Source organism: Catellatospora sp. NPDC049111, assembly GCF_040648615.1.
Taxonomy (GTDB): domain Bacteria; phylum Actinomycetota; class Actinomycetes; order Mycobacteriales; family Micromonosporaceae; genus Catellatospora; species Catellatospora aurea.
In genome coordinates, this window is the sequence record NZ_JBEZEB010000001.1 from 399,940 (window position 1) to 416,882 (window position 16,943).

A 16,943-nucleotide genomic window follows, 5' to 3' on the forward strand; every position below is an offset into this window, starting at 1 on the left:
ATCGCCGATGCCGCGGTGACGGGCCACGCGCAGACTGATCAAGTAGCCGCCGGCACCGTGCGCCCTGGCATCGTGTGCCCCGGTGGCATGCCGGCCGGGTGCGGCGGCTCCGAGCCCTGACCTGATCGGAGAGCCGCATGCAGACCTTCCCGTCCTTCGACGGCACCATCCTGGCGTACCACACCTGGGGCGAGCCCACCGCCGACCGGCCGGCCGTGGTGCTGCACCACGGGTTCAGCACCTCCGCGACGGCCAACTGGAAGGCCCCTGGCGTCGTCGACGCGCTGGTCGGCGCGGGCCGCCACGTGATCGCGATCGACGCCCGCGGCCACGGCTCGTCCGAGAAGCCCCACGAGCCCGCCCGGTACGGCGAGGACAAGATGGCCCGTGACCTCGCCGCCCTCTTCGACCTGCTCGGCCTGACCCAGGTGGACCTGGTCGGCTACTCCATGGGCGGGGTCGTCGCCCTGCTCACCGCCGCCGCGGACCGCCGCATCCGGCGACTGGTCACCGGCGGCATCGGCGCGGGCGCCGTCGAGCAGGGCGGCGTGGACCGGTCCGCGCTGCCCGGCCGCGCGCTGATCGACGGCCTGCTCACCGACGACCCGAGCACCATCACCGACGAGCGGGTGATGGGCTTCCGCCTGTTCGCCGACGCCTCCGGCGCGGACCGCCAGGCGCTAGCAGCCCCGGCCGAAGCGGGCCACCGCACCCCGATCGCCCTGGACCGGATCACGATCCCCGCCCTGGTCCTCGCCGGCACCGACGACTGGCTGGCCACCCGCCCCGAGGTCCTCGCCGCCGCCCTCCCCGACGCCCGCTGGAAGGTCCTCGCCGGCGACCACCTCACCGTGGTCCGCAACCCCGAATTCGCCTCCGCCATCGTCACCTTCCTCGCCTGACCCTCACCCCGCCCCTTGCTCATGACGATCTTGCGTGAGCTATTTGCAGTTCGCACGATATGCGCGTGTTATGCCCACAGCGTGCGCAAGATCGTCGTGATCTTGGGGCGGAAAGAGATCGCCGCGGCGAAGGGAGAGCCGCGGCGATCGGTCTGGGCGGGGCGAGGGTGGGGTGACTGGTCAGCCTTTGAGGGCGCCGGTGATGACGCCCTTGGTGAAGTGGCGCTGGATGAAGGGGTACACGGCGACCACCGGGATGAGGACCACCACGACCACGGCCATCTTGACGGCGAGGCTGGGTGGGGCGTTGAAGCCGAGCGCGGGCGGGGAGCCGATGCCCGCGGGGCTCTGGCCGGCGATGATGTACGCCTGCAGCACCTGCTGCACCACCCGGTCCTCGGCGTCGTTGAGGTACAGGACCGCGTTGAAGTAGATGTTCCAGTACCCGACCGCGTAGAACAGCCCGACGACCGCCACGACGGCCTTGGACAGCGGCAGCACGATGCGGGTCAGGATGGTCCACTCCCCGGCCCCGTCGATCCGGGCGCTGTCGAGCAGCTCGGCCGGGATGCCCATGAAGAACTGGCGCACCACCATCAGGTTGAACGCGTTGACCGCCGCTGGCAGGATCAGCGCCCAGTGCGAGTCCTTGAGCCCGAGGCTGGTCACCACCACGTAGGTGGGCACGAGGCCCGGCCCGATCAGGAATGTGATCAGGAAGAACAGCAGCAGCGGGCGGTGCCAGAGACTGCCGGGGCGGGACAGGCCGTACGCGGCGAGCACGGTGCAGAGCACGCTGAGCGTGGTGCCGACGACGGTGACGAACATGCTGTTCCAGACCGCCTGCGACACCTCGCCCCGGGTGAAGATCAGCACGTACGCGGAGATGTCGAAGTCGCGTGGCAGGAAGACCATGCCGCCCGCGTCGGCGATCGCCTTCTGCGACGAGAAGCTGGTCACGATCACCGACCACAGCGGGATCAGCACCGCCAGCACCACGGCGGTGAGCAGCACGCCCTTGCCGATCCGCCCCGCGATCGTGGGCGGCTCCTCCCAGGCGGGCCGCTGGGCGCGCCGGCGGCGAGCCCTCATGGCCGGAGTGACAACGCTCATGCCTCTTCCTCGCTGCGCTCGTCGACGGCAGACCCGAGCCCGCTGATTCGCTCGCTACGCTCGCTCATGAGCGGACGAACACCCCCTCCTCGCCGAAGCGGCGGGCCACCCGGTTCGCGACCAGGATCAGGATCAGGCCGATGACGGCCTTGAACAGCCCGGCCGCCGCGCCTACGCCGTAGTCCTGGGTGAGCAGGCCGAGGTGGTACACGTAGGTGTCGAGCACCTCGGCGGCCTGCCGCCCGACCGCGTCGCGCTGCAGGATGAACTGCTCGAACCCGACCGACAGCGCGTTGCCCAGCTGCAGGATGAGCAGCAGCACCACGACCGGGCGCAGGCCGGGCAGGGTGACGTGCCACAGCCGCTGCCACCGGTTGGCCCCGTCGGAGGCGGCCGCCTCGTACAGGCTCTGGTCGATCGCGGTCAGCGCGGCCAGGAAGATGATGGTGCCCCAGCCGACGTCCTTCCACAGCGACTCGGAGCTGACCAGCAGGATGAACGTGTCCGGATTGGTCATGACGTCCCACGGTTCCAGACCGTTGTCCCGCAGCACCTGCGCCAGCAGGCCGGAGCCGCCGAGCATCTGCAGGAAGAACGTGATGACGAGCACCCAGCTGAAGAAGTGCGGCAGGTAGACCACGGTCTGCACGAAGCCGCGCAGGCGCGTCGACACCACGCTGTTGAGCAGGATCGCCAGCGCGATCGGCAGCGGGAAGAAGAACACCAGCTGAAACGTGGTGATCAGCAGCGTGTTGCGCAGCGCGTCCCAGAACTGGGAATCGGCGAACAGCTCCGCGAAGTTGGTGAAACCGATCCAGGGGCTGTTGACGATCGCCTCGATGGCGGTGTCGCCGGACCACTGGTCGTAGTCCTTGAAGGCCACCACGTTGCCGAGTGTCGGCACGTAGTGGAAGACCACCAGCAGCAGTACGGCGGGCAGTGCCATCAGCAGCAGCGGCCAGTCCCGCCGCCAGCGCGCCCCGAACGAGGCCCGCCGCCGGGTGGGCGGCGCGCCGTCCGGGGGTGTGGGAAGTGGCCGGGCCGCCGAAGACCCGGCCACTGGACTGTCGAGGTTCGTCCTGCGGGGCTCGCCAGCTCGCTCCTCGGCCTTCACGGTGCCGGCGGCCTGCCCCGGCGGCCCGTCCGCAAGACGGACCGCCGGCGGCTGCCCACCGGCGTCGGTGGTGCCTTTCACAGCGACTCCCTGTTCATCGACCGGCGTCGCTCAGCGCCTTCGCCAGGTGCGCACGGCCGGCCTCGCCGCCCCCGTCGCGCCACTCCTTGAGCACCGCGTCCAGGTCGGACAGCGGACGCCGCCCGCGGGCGATGTCCTTGACCTTGTCCTCGGTCGGCTGCTTGACCTTCACGTACTCCGCCGGCATCTCCAGCTTCATGCCCAGCCACGGGTCGACCTCGAGGTGCTTGACCGCGGCGTTCTCCCAGTTGATCAGATCGGTCACGTAGTTGGGAACCCGTGCGTCGTACTTGATCGTGGGGGCGGTGCCGGCCAGGAAGCGGAACTGGTCCGCCTTCTCCTTGCCCTGCAGGTCGGTGCCGGCCGGCCAGCCGTCGGCGCCCTTGGTGAAGTGCTTGCCCTCGACGCCGTACTCGATGAGCTCGAATTCCTTGGTGCCCAGCGGCGCGGCGACGAAGTTGAGGATGCGCAGGATCTCCTCGGTCTTCTCCTTGCCCAGGCCCTTCTTGACGAAGGTGTAGAAAACCGGGTCGCCCGAGCCCCAGACCAGCGGCGCACCGCCGTCGGCGGCGAAGAACGGCACCGGCTGCATGTTGAAGCCGGTGGTGACCTTCTGCTGCTCGGCCTGCATGCCGAGCCACGCGCCCACGCCGTCCTGGATCATCGCGATCTTGCCGCCGGAGAACAGCAGCTTGGCGTCCGCGCCCTTGCTGGCCACGACCTCGGGGTGGATCAGGCCGTCCTTGTACAGCTTGGCGAGGAACTCCAGCGCGGCCTTGAACTCGTCGGTCTCGTACTTGAAGACGACCTTGCCGTTCTTGGCGCCCCAGCCGTCCTTCGAGTTCGGCACGCGGAAGATCATCTCGACCATGGCCTGGACGTCGTTGAACGCCCACACGCCCTTGCCGGGGTTGGTCATCTTCTTGCCGAAGTCGTACAGCTCGTCGGCCGTCTTCGGGATCCCGACCCCGGCCGCGTCGACGAGGTCCTTGCGGTAGAACAGCGCCCACGGGTACGGGCCGTCGGTCGGCCACGGCACCGCCATCAGGCGCTCGTTCCACACGGCGTTGCCCCAGGCGACGGTCGGCAGGCTGGCCAGCATCTGGTACGGCGTGACCTTGTCCCCGGCCAGGTGGTCGGTCAGGTCCTCGAACAGCGCCTTGGCCGCCTCCGAGAAGTTGGGGATCTTGCTGATCTCCCAGCCCGGGATGCAGAGCACATCCGGGATGTCGCGGGCGGGCAGGATCGCGTTCAGCTTGTCGGCGTACGTGTTGCCGTCCTGGATGCCCGGCGTGACCACGGCACCGAGCTCCGCGTTGATCGCGTCGAGGTAGGCGTTCTGCCCCGGACCGGCCGGCACCTGCCCCCAGTACGGCGTCATCGTGGTGATGGTGCTGCCCCGGCCGGGCTTCTCGGTGATCGCGTCGACCAGCGAGGAGGGGTACTTGGTGAAGCCGTTGGCGACCGGCGAGACGCCCTTGATGTCCGGCTGCACCAGTTCCAGCGGCTGGTACTTGGGCAGGACGGCCTGCAGCTTGTCCAGCTGCTGCGTCGTGCCCTCGTCCGCCGCCTTCTCACCGCAGGCGGCGAGTGTGCCGCTGCCCGCGACGGCGATCGCGCCCAGGCCGAGCAGGCTCAGGAACGATCGGCGGTTCGCCGCCGCGCCCGCGAGGGGGTTGTCCACGGCGTGCTCCCTTCGTCATTTGTCAAGCTCAGGATCAGGGAAAGGGGTGTCGGTGGAGCGGTTACGCGGTACAGTTAGTTCGGCTTTCGACTAAACAAACTAGCCGAAGGTCAGAGCGACCACAAGGGAGCGTTCCCACGCCGACGTCGACGGCGATGCTGACCGACGGCTCCATACGGCATGATGGGGCGACCAGTGCAGCCACACCGGAGGGCAGACGGTGATCACGATGCAGCGCGGCCCTCAACCGGCGGACTTCGCCGATGTCAGGGCCACGAACCTGGCCGTCGTGCTGCGCTACGTGCGCAACCACGCGCCATGCTCCCGCGCGGAGATCGCCGCCACCACCGGCCTCAACAAGGCCACGGTGTCCAGCCTCGTCGCCGACCTGATCGAACGCCGGCTGCTGCGCGAGACCGGGCTCACCGAGCACCGGATCGGCCGCCCGGCGACCATGCTGGTGCTCGACGGCTCGCCGTACGCGGCGATCGGCATCGAGGTCAACGCCGACTACCTCACCGCGGTCGCCATCGACCTGGCCGGGCAGCAGGTGCTGTCCTGGCGGCGTTCGTTCGCCGGGCTCGCGTCGAGCCCCGCGCAGGCCGCCACCGCGATCGCGGCACTCGGCCGGCGCGCGGTCAACCGCGTCCTCAAGGAGGACCGCCGGGTGCTCGGCCTGACCGTCGGCGTGCCCGGCCTGGTCTCCCCCGACGGCGTCGTCATCATGGCCCCCAACCTGGGCTGGCAGGACGTCAACCTGCGCGACATCGTCAACCGCGCCCTCGGCGAACCCGACTTCCCGGTCGCCGTCGACAACGACGCCAACCTCGCGGTGCTGGCCGAGTCGCGCTACGGCGCGTTCGCCGGCTCGCAGAACCTGATCTACCTGACCGGCGAGGTCGGCATCGGCGCGGGCATCATCAGCGACGGCAACCCGCTGCGCGGCCACCGCGGCTTCCCCGGCGAGATCGGCCACATCACCATCGACCCGCAGGGCCCGCCGTGCGCGTGCGGCCGCCGCGGCTGCCTGGAGGCGATCGCGGGCATCAGTGCGATCATCGCGCGGGTGCTGCCCGACCTGGCCGGCGACGGCGACCTCACCGACCTGCAACCCGAGGTCGACGAGGTGGTACGCCGAGCGCGCGCCAACGACCCCGCCGCGCTGCGAGCCCTCGACGAGGTGGGCAGGGCCCTCGGCCAGGGCGTCTCCATCCTGGCCAACCTGCTCGACCCGGAGGTCGTCGTGCTCGGCGGCTACTTCGTCCCCCTCGCCCCGTGGCTGCTGCCCCCGGTCGAGGCCGAACTGAAGGCCCGCCGCATCGGCCCCGAGCAGGGCGGCGCCCAGGTCGTCGCCTCGATCCTCGATCACGGCGCGGCCGCCACCGGCGGCGCCGCCACCGTCCTCGACCACGTCGACGCCGGCCGCCTCCCCCGCCTCTGACCACGCCCCCGCCCCCGGCCCCCAGGCCGCCACCGGGCCGCCGGGCCGCCGGGCCGCCCGCCCACCTGCCGCAACTCTTAAAGACTTGCGGCGTCCGGTCAGCCCTGAGGCCGCAAGTCTTTAAGAGTTGCGGCAGGGGTGGGGGCGGGAGGTGGGCGCGGGGGCGGCGCATCGTCGGTTGTTCGCGGGTCGTTAATAAGGGTGTAATCCGGACAAGCCACCCTTATGGACGGAGCCACCTGTGGGCAGTGATCGGCCGGTGTTCGTCGTGGGGTGCCCGCGGTCGGGCACCACGATGCTGCAGCTCATGCTGCACGCGCACCCGCGGATCGCGATCCCGCCGGAGACGCGCTTCCTGCTCGGCGCGTACACCGACCGGGCGAGCTTCGGCGACCTGCGCGAACCCGCCAACCGGCGCGGCCTTGCCGAGTGGATCACCGGAACCCGGACCGCCTTCGGTGACCTGGGCCTCGACCCGGATGCCGTGGTCGAGGAGATCGTGACCGGCCCCCCGACGCTCGGCTCCGCACTCGGCACCGTGTTCCGTGCCTACGCCCGCCGCTTCGACAAGCCCCGCTGGGGCGACAAGCGCCCGGCGTACCTGAACAACCTGGTCCCGCTGCTGCGCCTGTTCCCCGACGCGCAGATCGTCAACATCGTGCGCGACGGCCGCGACTGCGTCGCCTCGCTCGGCGAGACGCCCTGGCAGCAGGGCAAGGACGTGTGCCACGCGATCTCCGACTGGGCGCGGGCGATGGACTCCTCCGCCTACGCCCGCCGGATCCTGGACGAGGACTCCTATCACGAGGTGCGTTACGAGCACCTGGTCGCCGATCCCGAGCCGGAGCTACGGGCGATCTGCCGGTTCCTCGGCGAGGAGTACGACCCGGCGATGGCCGAGCCGGCGCGGTTGGCCGACGTCGCCGTGCCCAGCCGCAAGAGCTGGCACCGTCTCACCCACGAGCCGGTGACCACGGAGCGGGTGGGCAGCTGGCGGGAGCGGTTGGAGCCCTGGCAGATCACCCTGTGCGAGGCGAAGCTCGGCAGCCGGCTGCGGGAGCGGGACTACCCGCTGTCCGGGGCAGGTTCGCCCTGGTGGCGCGGCCCCGGCCGGGTGCACCACCTGCACTACGCCCACGTGGACGGGCCGCGCCGCACCGTCGCGGCGCGCCGCGGGCTGTCCCGCCTGCGCGACCGCCTGCGCCCCGCCGAGGAACTGGCGTACCGCCCACCCTCGCCGCGCGAACTACTGCCGGGCTGACACCACGGGGGCGGATCCACGAAAGTTTCGCCGAGCGGCGGGCATCGGCGCTGGTGAGCCGATCGCACCTCGATGCCCGCCGACCAGCCATGGGAACGCTCCCTTGACGACGACCGGTGGAACACGGTAAATCTCTGGCGTACTCCGTTGCGAAATCAGGCAGAAACACATGCCATGCGGAGTCTTTTCAGACGATCGTCGAAGCGCTTCGACTGTGGATGAGAATCCGGAACACGCGCGACCCGCTGTCGAAGCGCTTCGACAGCGCCGCACCGCCCCTCCACGACGCATCTTCCGACCGTCCGCCCAGACGAAGGAACCCGGCGATGAACTTCCGCGACCCCTCCGCACCGCTGTCCGACCGCGTCGCCGACCTGCTCGGCCGGCTCACGCTCCCCGAGAAGATCGCGCTGCTGCACCAGCACCAGCCACCCGTGCCCCGGCTGTCGGTGGGCGGGTTCCGCACCGGCACCGAAGCGCTGCACGGCCTCGCCTGGCTCGGCGAGGCGACGGTGTTCCCGCAGGCGGTGGGCCTCGGCGCGAGCTGGGACCCGGACCTGGTGCGCCGGGTCGGCGCCGCGGTCGGCGACGAGGTCCGGGCCAGCCACCACAAGGACCCGTCCGGGGCCGGGCTCAACGTGTGGGCGCCGGTGGTCAACCCGCTGCGCGACCCGCGCTGGGGCCGCAACGAGGAGGGCTACAGCGAGGACGCCTGGCTGACCGGGCTGATGGGCGCGGCGTACGCGCAGGGCCTGCGCGGTGACCATCCCGTCTACCTGAAGACCGCGCCGACGCTGAAGCACTTCCTCGGCTACAACAACGAGAACGACCGCTGTGTCAGCTCCAGCAACCTCGGCCCCCGCGTGCTGCACGAGTACGAACTGCCCGCGTACCGCCCCGCGATCGAAAGCGGCGCGGCGGTGGCCGTGATGGCGTCGTACAACCTGGTCAACGGCCGTCCGGCGCACGTCAGCCCGCACCTGGACGACGACCTGCGGTCCTGGACCGGCGACGAGGTGCTGGTGGTGTCGGACGCGTACGCGCCGAGCAACCTGGCCGACCCGGCCCAGCAGGCCTACTTCCCCGACCACGCGAGCAGCCACGCCGCCTCGCTGAAGGCCGGGGTGGACAGCTTCACCGACGCCGACACGAACTCGCACGTCACCATCGGGCGGCTCACCGAGGCCCTGGACCGCGGCCTGATCACCGAGGCCGACGTGGACACCGCGGTGCGGCGGGTGCTGACGATCCGGATGCGGCTGGGCGAGTTCGACCCGGCCGAGGCGAACCCGTTCACCGGCCTCGACCCGGACACCGTGAACTGCCCCGCGCACCAGGCGCTGGCCCGCGAGGCCGCGACCCGCAGCATCGTGCTGCTCAAGCAGGAGTGCCGGCTGCTGCCGTTCGATCCGGAGCAGGTGCGCCGGGTCGCGGTGATCGGGCCGCTCGGCGACCAGCTGATGGCCGACTGGTACAGCGGCACGCTGCCTTACCAGGTCACCGCGGTCGACGGCCTGGCCGCCCGGCTCGGCTCGGACCAGGTGAGCTTCGACGAGGGCGTGGACCGGGTGGCGCTGCGCCTGGTGGGCGGCGGCTATCTGGCGGTCGCCGATCCGCAGGAGGCCAAGCCGTTGCGGCGGGCGTTCGCCGACCCGCACGGGTTCGACGTGTTCGACTGGGGCAGCCACCCGGGCCCGGCCGGGCACCACGGCACCAGCGTGCTGGCCCTGCGCTCGGCCGCCAACGGGCGGCACCTGACCGTACGGGACAACCTGCTGGTCGCCGACGCGCCCGGCCCGCACGGCTGGGACGTGCACGAGACGTTCCGGCTGGTCGAGCGGGCCGACGGCACGCTGTCCCTGCACCACGAGCTGAGCCGCAGCTACCTCGCCGTCGGCGAGGACGGGGTGGCCGCGGTCGGCGCGAGTTTCGAGCAGGCGTCCCGGCTCCAGCTGGAGTTGCGCCACAGCGGGGCCGAGCAGGCCGCCGCCGTGGCCGCCGAGGCGGACGCCGTGGTCGTGGTGCTGGGCAACCACCCGCTGGTCAACGGGCGCGAGACCGAGGACCGGGAGAACCTGGCCCTGCCGCCCGCGCAGGAGGCGCTGCTGCGCGCCGTGTACGCCGCCAACCCGCGCACCGCGCTCGTACTGACCAGCAGCTACCCGTACGCGGTGAGCTGGGCCGACGTGCACCTGCCCGCGGTGCTGTGGAGCAGCCACGGCGGCCAGGAGTTCGGCCACGCGCTCGCCGACGTGCTGTTCGGCGACGCCGAGCCCGCCGGGCGGCTGCCGCAGACCTGGTACCGCAGCCACTGCGAGCTGCCTGACCTCTACGACTACGACATCATCACCAGCGACGCGACGTACCTGTACTACCGCGGCACCCCGCTGTACCCGTTCGGACACGGCCTGAGCTGGGGTGAGTTCGAGTACGGCGCGGTCGGCCTGGACGCCGACGCGATCGACGCCGACGGCACGGTCACCGTCACCGTCGAGGTGGCCAACGTCGGACAGCGGCCTGGCGAGGAGGTGGTGCAGCTCTACACGCACCAGCAGCGCTCGCGGGTCAAGCAGCCGCTGCGGCGGCTGCGCGGGTTCCGCCGCGTCCGGCTCGCACCCGGCGAGCGCACCGTGGTCAGCATCGCGCTGGCCGCCGCCGACCTGTCGTTCTGGGACGTGACCACGGGACGGCCGGTGGTGGAGGCGGCCCGGCACAAGGTGATGGTGGGCCGCTCGGCGACCGACATCCGCGGCTGCGCCACGCTGACGGTACGCGGCGAGCGGATCGGCCCCCGCCGGCCCGGCCTGCTCCGCGCGATCGACCACGACGAGGCCTGCGGGGTGGTGCTGGTCGACGCGGCCCTCGACCGCGGCGACGCGGTGCGCGCCACGGACGCGGGCGCCTGGCTGTCCTTCGGCGCGACCGATCTGACCGGCTGCGAGCGGGTGACCTTCGCCGTCGCGGGTGGCGCGGGCCGGGTAGCGCTGGTGGCCGACGATCCGCTCGACGGCGAGGTGCTGGCCGAGGCGGTCGGCGCGGGGGCGGGCCGATACGCGTACGAGAAGATCAGCTGCGCGCTTGGCACATCCGGCCGGACGGACCTATACCTGGTGTACGACGCACCGGGCATCATCGTCAGCGAACTCGCCTTCTCATGAGCGGTAGGGGTGGCGGGAAGTGGGCATGAACGGGAGCAGCGGGGAGGTGCCGCCGATGAGGAGCCGTCCACGGCGGTCGTCCCAGCGCGACAGCGTGGTGACCATCGCCGACGTGGCCCGGCATGCCGGTGTGTCCACGAGCACGGTGTCGTACGTGCTCAGCGGCAAGCGAGCCATCTCCGCCACGACCAGCGCCCGGGTGCACGCCAGCATCCGCGCGCTGGGCTTCCACCCGCACGCGGGCGCGCGTTCGCTGGCCAGCAACCGGTCCAGTGTGATCGCGCTGGTGCTGCCACTGCGGCAGGGCATGCACCTGCCGGTGCTGATGCAGTTCGCCACCGCCGTGGTGACCAGCGCCCGCCGGCACCACCACGACGTGCTGCTGGTCACCGCCGACGAGGGCCCGGCCGGGCTGCGCCGGGTCGCCGCGGGCGCGATGGTGGACGGCCTGGTGCTGATGGACGTGGAGATGCACGACCCGCGGGTGCCGACCCTGCGCAAGCTGGAACGGCCCAGCGTGCTGATCGGGCTGCCCGCCGACTCGGCCGGGCTGACCTGCGTCGACCTGGACTTCCACCGGGCCGGGGCGGTGTGCGTGGAGCACCTGGCGGCGCTGGGCCACCGGGAGATCGCGCTGCTCGGCGCACCGCGCGTGGTGTACGACCGCGACACCGGCTTCGCCCACCGCACCCGCGACGGCTTCGTGGAGGCCGCGAAGCGGCTGCGGCTGACCGCGTACGCGCAGCCGTTCGAGGAGCACCCGCAGGCGGTGCAGGAGTCCCTCACCCAACTGCTCGCCCATCATCCGCGCCTGACCGGCCTGGTGGTGCACAACGAGGCCGCGGTGGCGCACGTGCTGAGCTCGCTGCGCGCGCTGGGCCGCCGGGTGCCCGAGGACGTGTCCGTGGTGGCGATCTGCCCCGACGAGCTGGCCGAGCGGTCGTCCCCGGCGCTCAGCTCGGTGCAGATCCCGGCCGAGGACGTCGGGCGGCAGGCCGTGGAGCTGCTGATGCGCAAACTCGACGACCGCGCGGTGCCGCCGGCCACGCTGCTGCCGCCGATCCTCACCCCGCGCGCCAGCACCGCCCCCGCCGCCGCCTGACGCCGCCCGCTCGCGGCGTCCACAAAGCACCTGGTCAGGACATGACCATCGGCGGGCGACGGTGCGGCCGAAATCGGGGCTTCACAAGAAGGCAACCGCGCGGTTAAATCGTGCTTGACAGAGGTGGGAGCGCTTCCATCGATGTCGACCAAAACGTACAGGAAAACCCTGACTAACCCACCGCACCGCGATCTGCGATAGCGGTGGGGCGGATGCGCCCACATCCGCCCCACCTGTGCCCTACCGCAGCGACTCGCGTCGCGCGGCTCCACGGACAGGAGAATCCTAGTGCCTACCCACAGTGACGGCATCCGCCCTCCGGGCCGGTGGCGTCGGTTGTTCGCCGGAGCCTGCGGCGTGCTCATCGTCAGTTCCATGGCAACGGGCCTGGCCGCAGCGCCCGCGCAGGCCGCCGCTCCGTACAACTACGGCGAAGCGCTGCAGAAGTCCCTGTTCTTCTACGAGGCGCAGGCCGCCGGACCCAAGCCGTCGTGGAACCGTGTCACCTGGCGCGGCAACTCCGCCATGAACGACGGCTCCGACGTCGGCCTGAACCTGACCGGCGGCTGGTTCGACGCGGGCGACCACGTCAAGTTCGGCTTCCCGATGGCCGCCACGGCCACCATGCTGGCCTGGGGCGCGGTCGAGTACCGCGCCGCCTATTCGGCGTCCGGGCAGCTCACCCCGCTCCTGAACAACCTGCGCTTCGTCAACGACTACTTCATCAAGGCGCACCCGTCGGCCAACGTGCTCTACGGACAGGTCGGCAACGGCGGGGCGGACCACCAGTGGTGGGGTCCGGCCGAGGTGATGAAGATGGCGCGGCCCGCGTACAAGATCGATTCTAGTTGCGGCGGCACGGACCTGGCGGCGGAGACGGCGGCCGCGATGGCCGCGGCCTCGATGGTCTTCCGGCCCACCGACCCGACCTACGCGAACACGCTGGTCAGCCACGCGCGCCAGCTGTACACCTTCGCCGACACGGTGCGCAGGAAGTACAGCGAGTGCATCACCGACGCGAGCAGCTACTACAACTCGTGGAGCGGCTTCAACGACGAGCTGGTCTGGGGCGCGCTCTGGCTGCACCGGGCCACCGGCGAGGCGGCCTACCTGAGCAAGGCCGAGTCCTACTACGCCAACCTGGGCACCGAGCCGCAGTCGAGCACCCACTCCTACAAGTGGACGCACGACTGGGACGACAAGACCTACGGCTCGTACGTGCTGCTGGCCAAGCTCACCGGCAAGCAGCAGTACGTCGACGACGCCAACCGGTGGCTGGACTACTGGACCGTCGGCGTCAACGGCCAGCGCATCACGTACTCCCCCGGCGGGCAGGCTTGGCTGCAGCAGTGGGGTTCGCTGCGCTACTCGGCGAACACCGCCTGGGTGGCGTTCGTTTACTCGGACTGGATCAGCGACGCCACCCGCAAGGCGCGCTACCACGACTTCGCGGTCCGGCAGATCAACTACATCCTCGGCGACAACCCGAACAACCGCAGCTACGTCAACGGTTTCGGGAACAACCCGCCGATCAACCCGCACCACCGCACCGCGCACGGCTCGTGGACCGACAGCCTGACCAGCCCCGCCAACAACCGGCACGTGCTGTACGGCGCACTGGTCGGCGGGCCCGGCTCGGCCAACGACGCGTACACCGACGACCGCGGCAACTTCCAGATGAACGAGGTCGCCACCGACTACAACGGCGGCTTCACCTCGGCGCTGGTCCGCATGTACAGCGAGTTCGGCGGCACGCCGCTGGCGAGCTTCCCGCCCACGGAGACCCCCGACGACGCCGAGATGTACGTCGAGTCCGGGCTGAACACCACCGGGACCACGTTCACCGAGGTCAAGGCGCTGGTCTACAACAAGTCGGCGTGGCCCGCACGGGCGTTGAGCAACGGCTCGTTCCGGTACTACTTCACCCTGGACGGGTCGACGACACCGAGCCAGATCAGCACGTCGGTGGCGTACAGCCAGTGCTCGCCGCCGACCGGGCCGACCCAGCACAGCGGCAACGTGTACTACGTGACGATCTCGTGCGCTGGGCAGAACATCATCCCAGCCGGGCAGTCCGACTGGCGGCGCGAGATCCAGTTCCGGATCACCAGCTCCGGCACCTGGGATGTCACCAACGACTGGTCCTACCAGGCGACCCTGGCCCGCAACAGCAAGATCACGCTGTACGACGGGACCACCAAGGTCTGGGGCGACGCGCCCGGCGGCGGCACCCCGGACACCGTCGCGCCCAGCACCCCGGGCACCCCGGCGGCGTCCTCGGTCACGGCCACCTCTGCCACGCTGAGCTGGACCGCGTCCACCGACACCGGCGGCAGCGGGCTCGCGGGCTACCGCGTCTACCGCGAGGCGGGCGCGACCGACGTGCTGGCCGGCTCACCGACCACCAACTCGTTCGCGCTGACCGGCCTGACGGCCTCGACCTCTTACACCTACTACGCCGTCGCCGTCGACGGCGCGGGCAACACCTCCACCGCCTCCTCGCCGGTCACGTTCAGCACCACCGCCCCGCCGAACGACACCACCGCGCCGACGCAGCCGGGCACGCCGACAGCCACGTCGATCACACAGACCGGCGCGACGCTGGTCTGGACCGTCTCCACCGACAGCGGCGGCAGCGGCCTGGCCGGTTACCGCGTCTACCGCGAAGCGGGCACCACCGACGTGCTCGCCGGGTCGCCGACCACGAACTCTTTCGCCCTCACCGGGCTCACCGCGTCGACCTCGTACACCTACTACGTCGTCGCCGTGGACGGCGCGGGCAACACCTCGACCGCGTCCTCGCCCGTCACGTTCACCACGTCGGGCACCGGCGGCGGGGCGAGCTGCGACGTGGCATACCTGATCGAGAGCCAGTGGCCCGGCGGATTCTCCGTGAAGGTCACCATCAAGAACACCGGCACGACGGCGATCAACGGCTGGACGCTGACCTACCCGTTCCCCGCGTCGGGGCAGGCCGTCAGCAGCGGCCACAGCGCGAACTGGTCCCAGTCCGGCCTCAACGTCACCGCCACCAACCTCTCCTGGAACGCCAACCTGGCCCCGAACGCCTCCGCCACGATCGGCTACAACGGCGTCTGGACCACCGCCAACCCCGAACCGACCGCCTTCAAGGTCAACGGCGCGACCTGCACTGTCAGCTGAGTTACCAGGGGCGCTTTCCACAACGCGATGTGTTGTGGAAAGCGCCCCTTCCGTCCTGATCGGACTACTGACGTCGCAGGGCCGTGCCTAGGCTGACGAGACGAAGGCACCGGCGGCGGAGGGGGAGGTTCGGGTGATGGTCGACGATCGCGTCGGGTGCGAGGTTCGCGATGTTCGGTGATCCGGAGCAGGCGAGTCAACGCATCGACGACTGGCAGGCGGCCGTCGAGGCCAGCGCGGCCCGCGCCCGGGAGCTGGCGCAGCGGCAGGGTGAGCTGGCCGTCACCGTCGCGGTCGCCGAGGGCTCGGTGACCGCGACCGTGGACCACACGGGTCGGCTGACGACGCTGAAGCTCGACGACCGCGTGCGCGCCTGGTCGCTGGAGAAGCTGTCGCGGACCGTGATCGAGGCCAACGACGCCGCCCGGTGGGCGCTGCGGGCCGAGCTGAGCCGGCTCATCGACGAGTCGGGGCTGCGTGATGCGCCCTGACGACGGCGGCCCGCCGCTGCGGGCGCTACCCGATCAGATTCGCGACCACGGCCGCACCATCGACCACCTGGTGGGGCGCGTGGCCGAGACCCGCGCGGCGGCCGCCCGCGTCGGCTACGACGGCGGCTCCTACGGGCTGCTCAACGGATGGCTGCCGCGCCTGCTCGACGACCTGGTCGACCGTGCCGTCGAGTGCGTCGACCAGACCTCCCGCACCATGGACACCATCGCCGACGGGCTGCGCGCGGTCGCCGACACCTACGCCGCGGGCGACGCCGCCGCCGACACCGCCGTGCGGGGCGTGCGATGAACGAGCCCGGTGACACGCTGGTCGCCGACCGGGTCGACACCACGACCTGGTTCTCCGGAGTCGGCATCGCCGAGTCGCTGGACATGCTCGTCGACGGCATCGAGAACGGCTCCTGGATCGACGGCACCCTCGGTGGCGCGACCCTGGTCGCCGAAGGCGCCGCCTGGGCGTTCGACCCGTTCGGCATGCTGGTCACCGCCGGGTTCGGCTGGGTCGTGGAGCACGTCGAACCGCTGTCCTGGTGCCTGGACCAGCTCGCGGGCGATCCCGACCAGTTGCGGGCGAACGCCCAGACCTGGCGCAACATCGCCGCCGAGCATCAGCGGATCGCCGACGGATACGGCCGTGGCACGGTCGCCGACATCCCTGACTGGACCGGGCAGGCCGCGGCGGCGTACGGCACGCACGCCCAGCGCAGCATGGAGATGCTGTTCGCACTTTCCAAAATCGGCGAGTGCATGGCCGTCCTCGTCGAGGCGTCCGGTGCGCTGGTCGAGGCGGTGCGCACCATCGTGCGGGACCTGATCGGCGAGTGCGTCGCCACGCTGCTGGCCCGGCTGCCGATCTGGACCGCCGAGGAGGTGTTCACCTTCGGCCTGGCCACACCGGTGGTCGTCGCCCAGGTCAGCACCGTGGTCGCCCGCTGGGCGGCGAAGATCGCCCGGATCATGAAGGCGCTGGTCCGCAGCCTCGGCAACCTCATCCCGGTGATCAAGCAGGTCGACACCGGCATGGGCACCTTCATCGTGTTCGCCAAGCGCCAGCAACCCGAGCTGCCCGGCCGGGGCGTGACGCCGACCGGCGACCTCGGCGGCCTCACCCGCCCGCCCGACCCGGCGAGCCAGGCCGGCGATGTGGGCCTCATCGCCGACAAGATCGCCGAGCATGCAGGTCAGCGCAGCATCCCCGGCGTCGAAGACACCGACCTGGCCGGTCACCTGGAGGACGTCATGCGGGCGAACCCGGGCCACCGGGTGCGGGACACACCCGGCCGCGTCCCCCGCTACGTCTGGTGGGACGCCGACACGGGCACGATCATCATCAGAGAGGGCGACCGGGGCACGTTCATGCAGCCCGACAACGGTTACGCCTACTACCTGCAGCAGCTCAACGAGTGAAGGGGC

12 protein-coding genes are annotated in these 16,943 nt (G+C 71.0%); 9 read left to right on the forward strand and 3 right to left on the reverse strand.

Annotated elements, in window-relative coordinates; translation table 11 throughout:
• The first annotated feature begins 137 nt into the window (after positions 1-137).
• Complete coding sequence (locus AB0B66_RS01805) at positions 138-902, forward strand: alpha/beta hydrolase (protein WP_360521253.1); 765 nt, start codon at positions 138-140, stop codon at positions 900-902.
• 180 nt (positions 903-1,082) lie between these two features.
• Here the strand turns inward: AB0B66_RS01805 and AB0B66_RS01810 are convergent, their stop codons facing one another.
• The 3 genes from AB0B66_RS01810 to AB0B66_RS01820 all read right to left on the reverse strand — a co-directional run bounded on the left by AB0B66_RS01810 (position 1,083) and on the right by AB0B66_RS01820 (position 4,894).
• Entirely contained in the window at positions 1,083-2,015 is a 933-nt protein-coding gene (locus tag AB0B66_RS01810; protein ID WP_360521256.1) for a carbohydrate ABC transporter permease, read from the reverse strand.
• Between the two features lie 64 nt (positions 2,016-2,079).
• On the reverse strand, positions 2,080-3,210 hold the full coding sequence (locus AB0B66_RS01815; RefSeq protein WP_360521259.1) for an ABC transporter permease subunit: 1,131 nt from the start codon (positions 3,208-3,210) through the stop codon (positions 2,080-2,082).
• 13 nt (positions 3,211-3,223) lie between these two features.
• Positions 3,224-4,894: an extracellular solute-binding protein gene (locus AB0B66_RS01820; protein ID WP_360521262.1), complete on the reverse strand. Its 1,671-nt coding sequence runs from the start codon at positions 4,892-4,894 to the stop codon at positions 3,224-3,226.
• A 229-nt stretch (positions 4,895-5,123) separates the two neighbouring features.
• On the opposite strand from AB0B66_RS01820, the gene AB0B66_RS01825 reads away from it, so the two are divergent.
• The 8 genes from AB0B66_RS01825 (at position 5,124) to AB0B66_RS01860 (ending at position 16,937) form a co-directional block, all read left to right on the forward strand.
• On the forward strand, positions 5,124-6,335 hold the full coding sequence (locus AB0B66_RS01825) for an ROK family transcriptional regulator (RefSeq protein ID WP_360521265.1): 1,212 nt from the start codon (positions 5,124-5,126) through the stop codon (positions 6,333-6,335).
• A 241-nt stretch (positions 6,336-6,576) separates the two neighbouring features.
• The gene (locus tag AB0B66_RS01830; protein WP_360521268.1) at positions 6,577-7,596 is read left to right on the forward strand and encodes a sulfotransferase; all 1,020 of its coding nucleotides are present in this window, start codon (positions 6,577-6,579) and stop codon (positions 7,594-7,596) included.
• A gap of 326 nt (positions 7,597-7,922) precedes the next feature.
• Positions 7,923-10,754 (forward strand): glycoside hydrolase family 3 C-terminal domain-containing protein, encoded by a 2,832-nt coding sequence (locus AB0B66_RS01835; RefSeq protein WP_360521271.1) that lies wholly within the window; start codon positions 7,923-7,925, stop codon positions 10,752-10,754.
• Positions 10,755-10,809: 55 nt separating this feature from the next.
• Positions 10,810-11,856 carry a LacI family DNA-binding transcriptional regulator gene (locus AB0B66_RS01840; RefSeq protein WP_360521274.1) on the forward strand — a complete coding sequence of 349 codons (1,047 nt, stop codon included), beginning with the start codon at positions 10,810-10,812 and terminating at the stop codon, positions 11,854-11,856.
• Between the two features lie 375 nt (positions 11,857-12,231).
• On the forward strand, positions 12,232-15,018 hold the full coding sequence (locus tag AB0B66_RS01845) for a glycoside hydrolase family 9 protein (protein ID WP_360521277.1): 2,787 nt from the start codon (positions 12,232-12,234) through the stop codon (positions 15,016-15,018).
• Positions 15,019-15,188: 170 nt separating this feature from the next.
• Complete coding sequence (locus tag AB0B66_RS01850; RefSeq protein ID WP_360521280.1) at positions 15,189-15,509, forward strand: YbaB/EbfC family nucleoid-associated protein; 321 nt, start codon at positions 15,189-15,191, stop codon at positions 15,507-15,509.
• Positions 15,499-15,819 (forward strand): type VII secretion target, encoded by a 321-nt coding sequence (locus tag AB0B66_RS01855; protein ID WP_360521283.1) that lies wholly within the window; start codon positions 15,499-15,501, stop codon positions 15,817-15,819. The genes AB0B66_RS01850 and AB0B66_RS01855 overlap by 11 nt, the downstream gene beginning before the upstream one ends.
• Positions 15,816-16,937: a hypothetical protein gene (locus tag AB0B66_RS01860; RefSeq protein WP_360521286.1), complete on the forward strand. Its 1,122-nt coding sequence runs from the start codon at positions 15,816-15,818 to the stop codon at positions 16,935-16,937. Before AB0B66_RS01855 ends, AB0B66_RS01860 begins: the two co-directional genes overlap by 4 nt.
• Positions 16,938-16,943 lie beyond the last annotated feature (6 nt).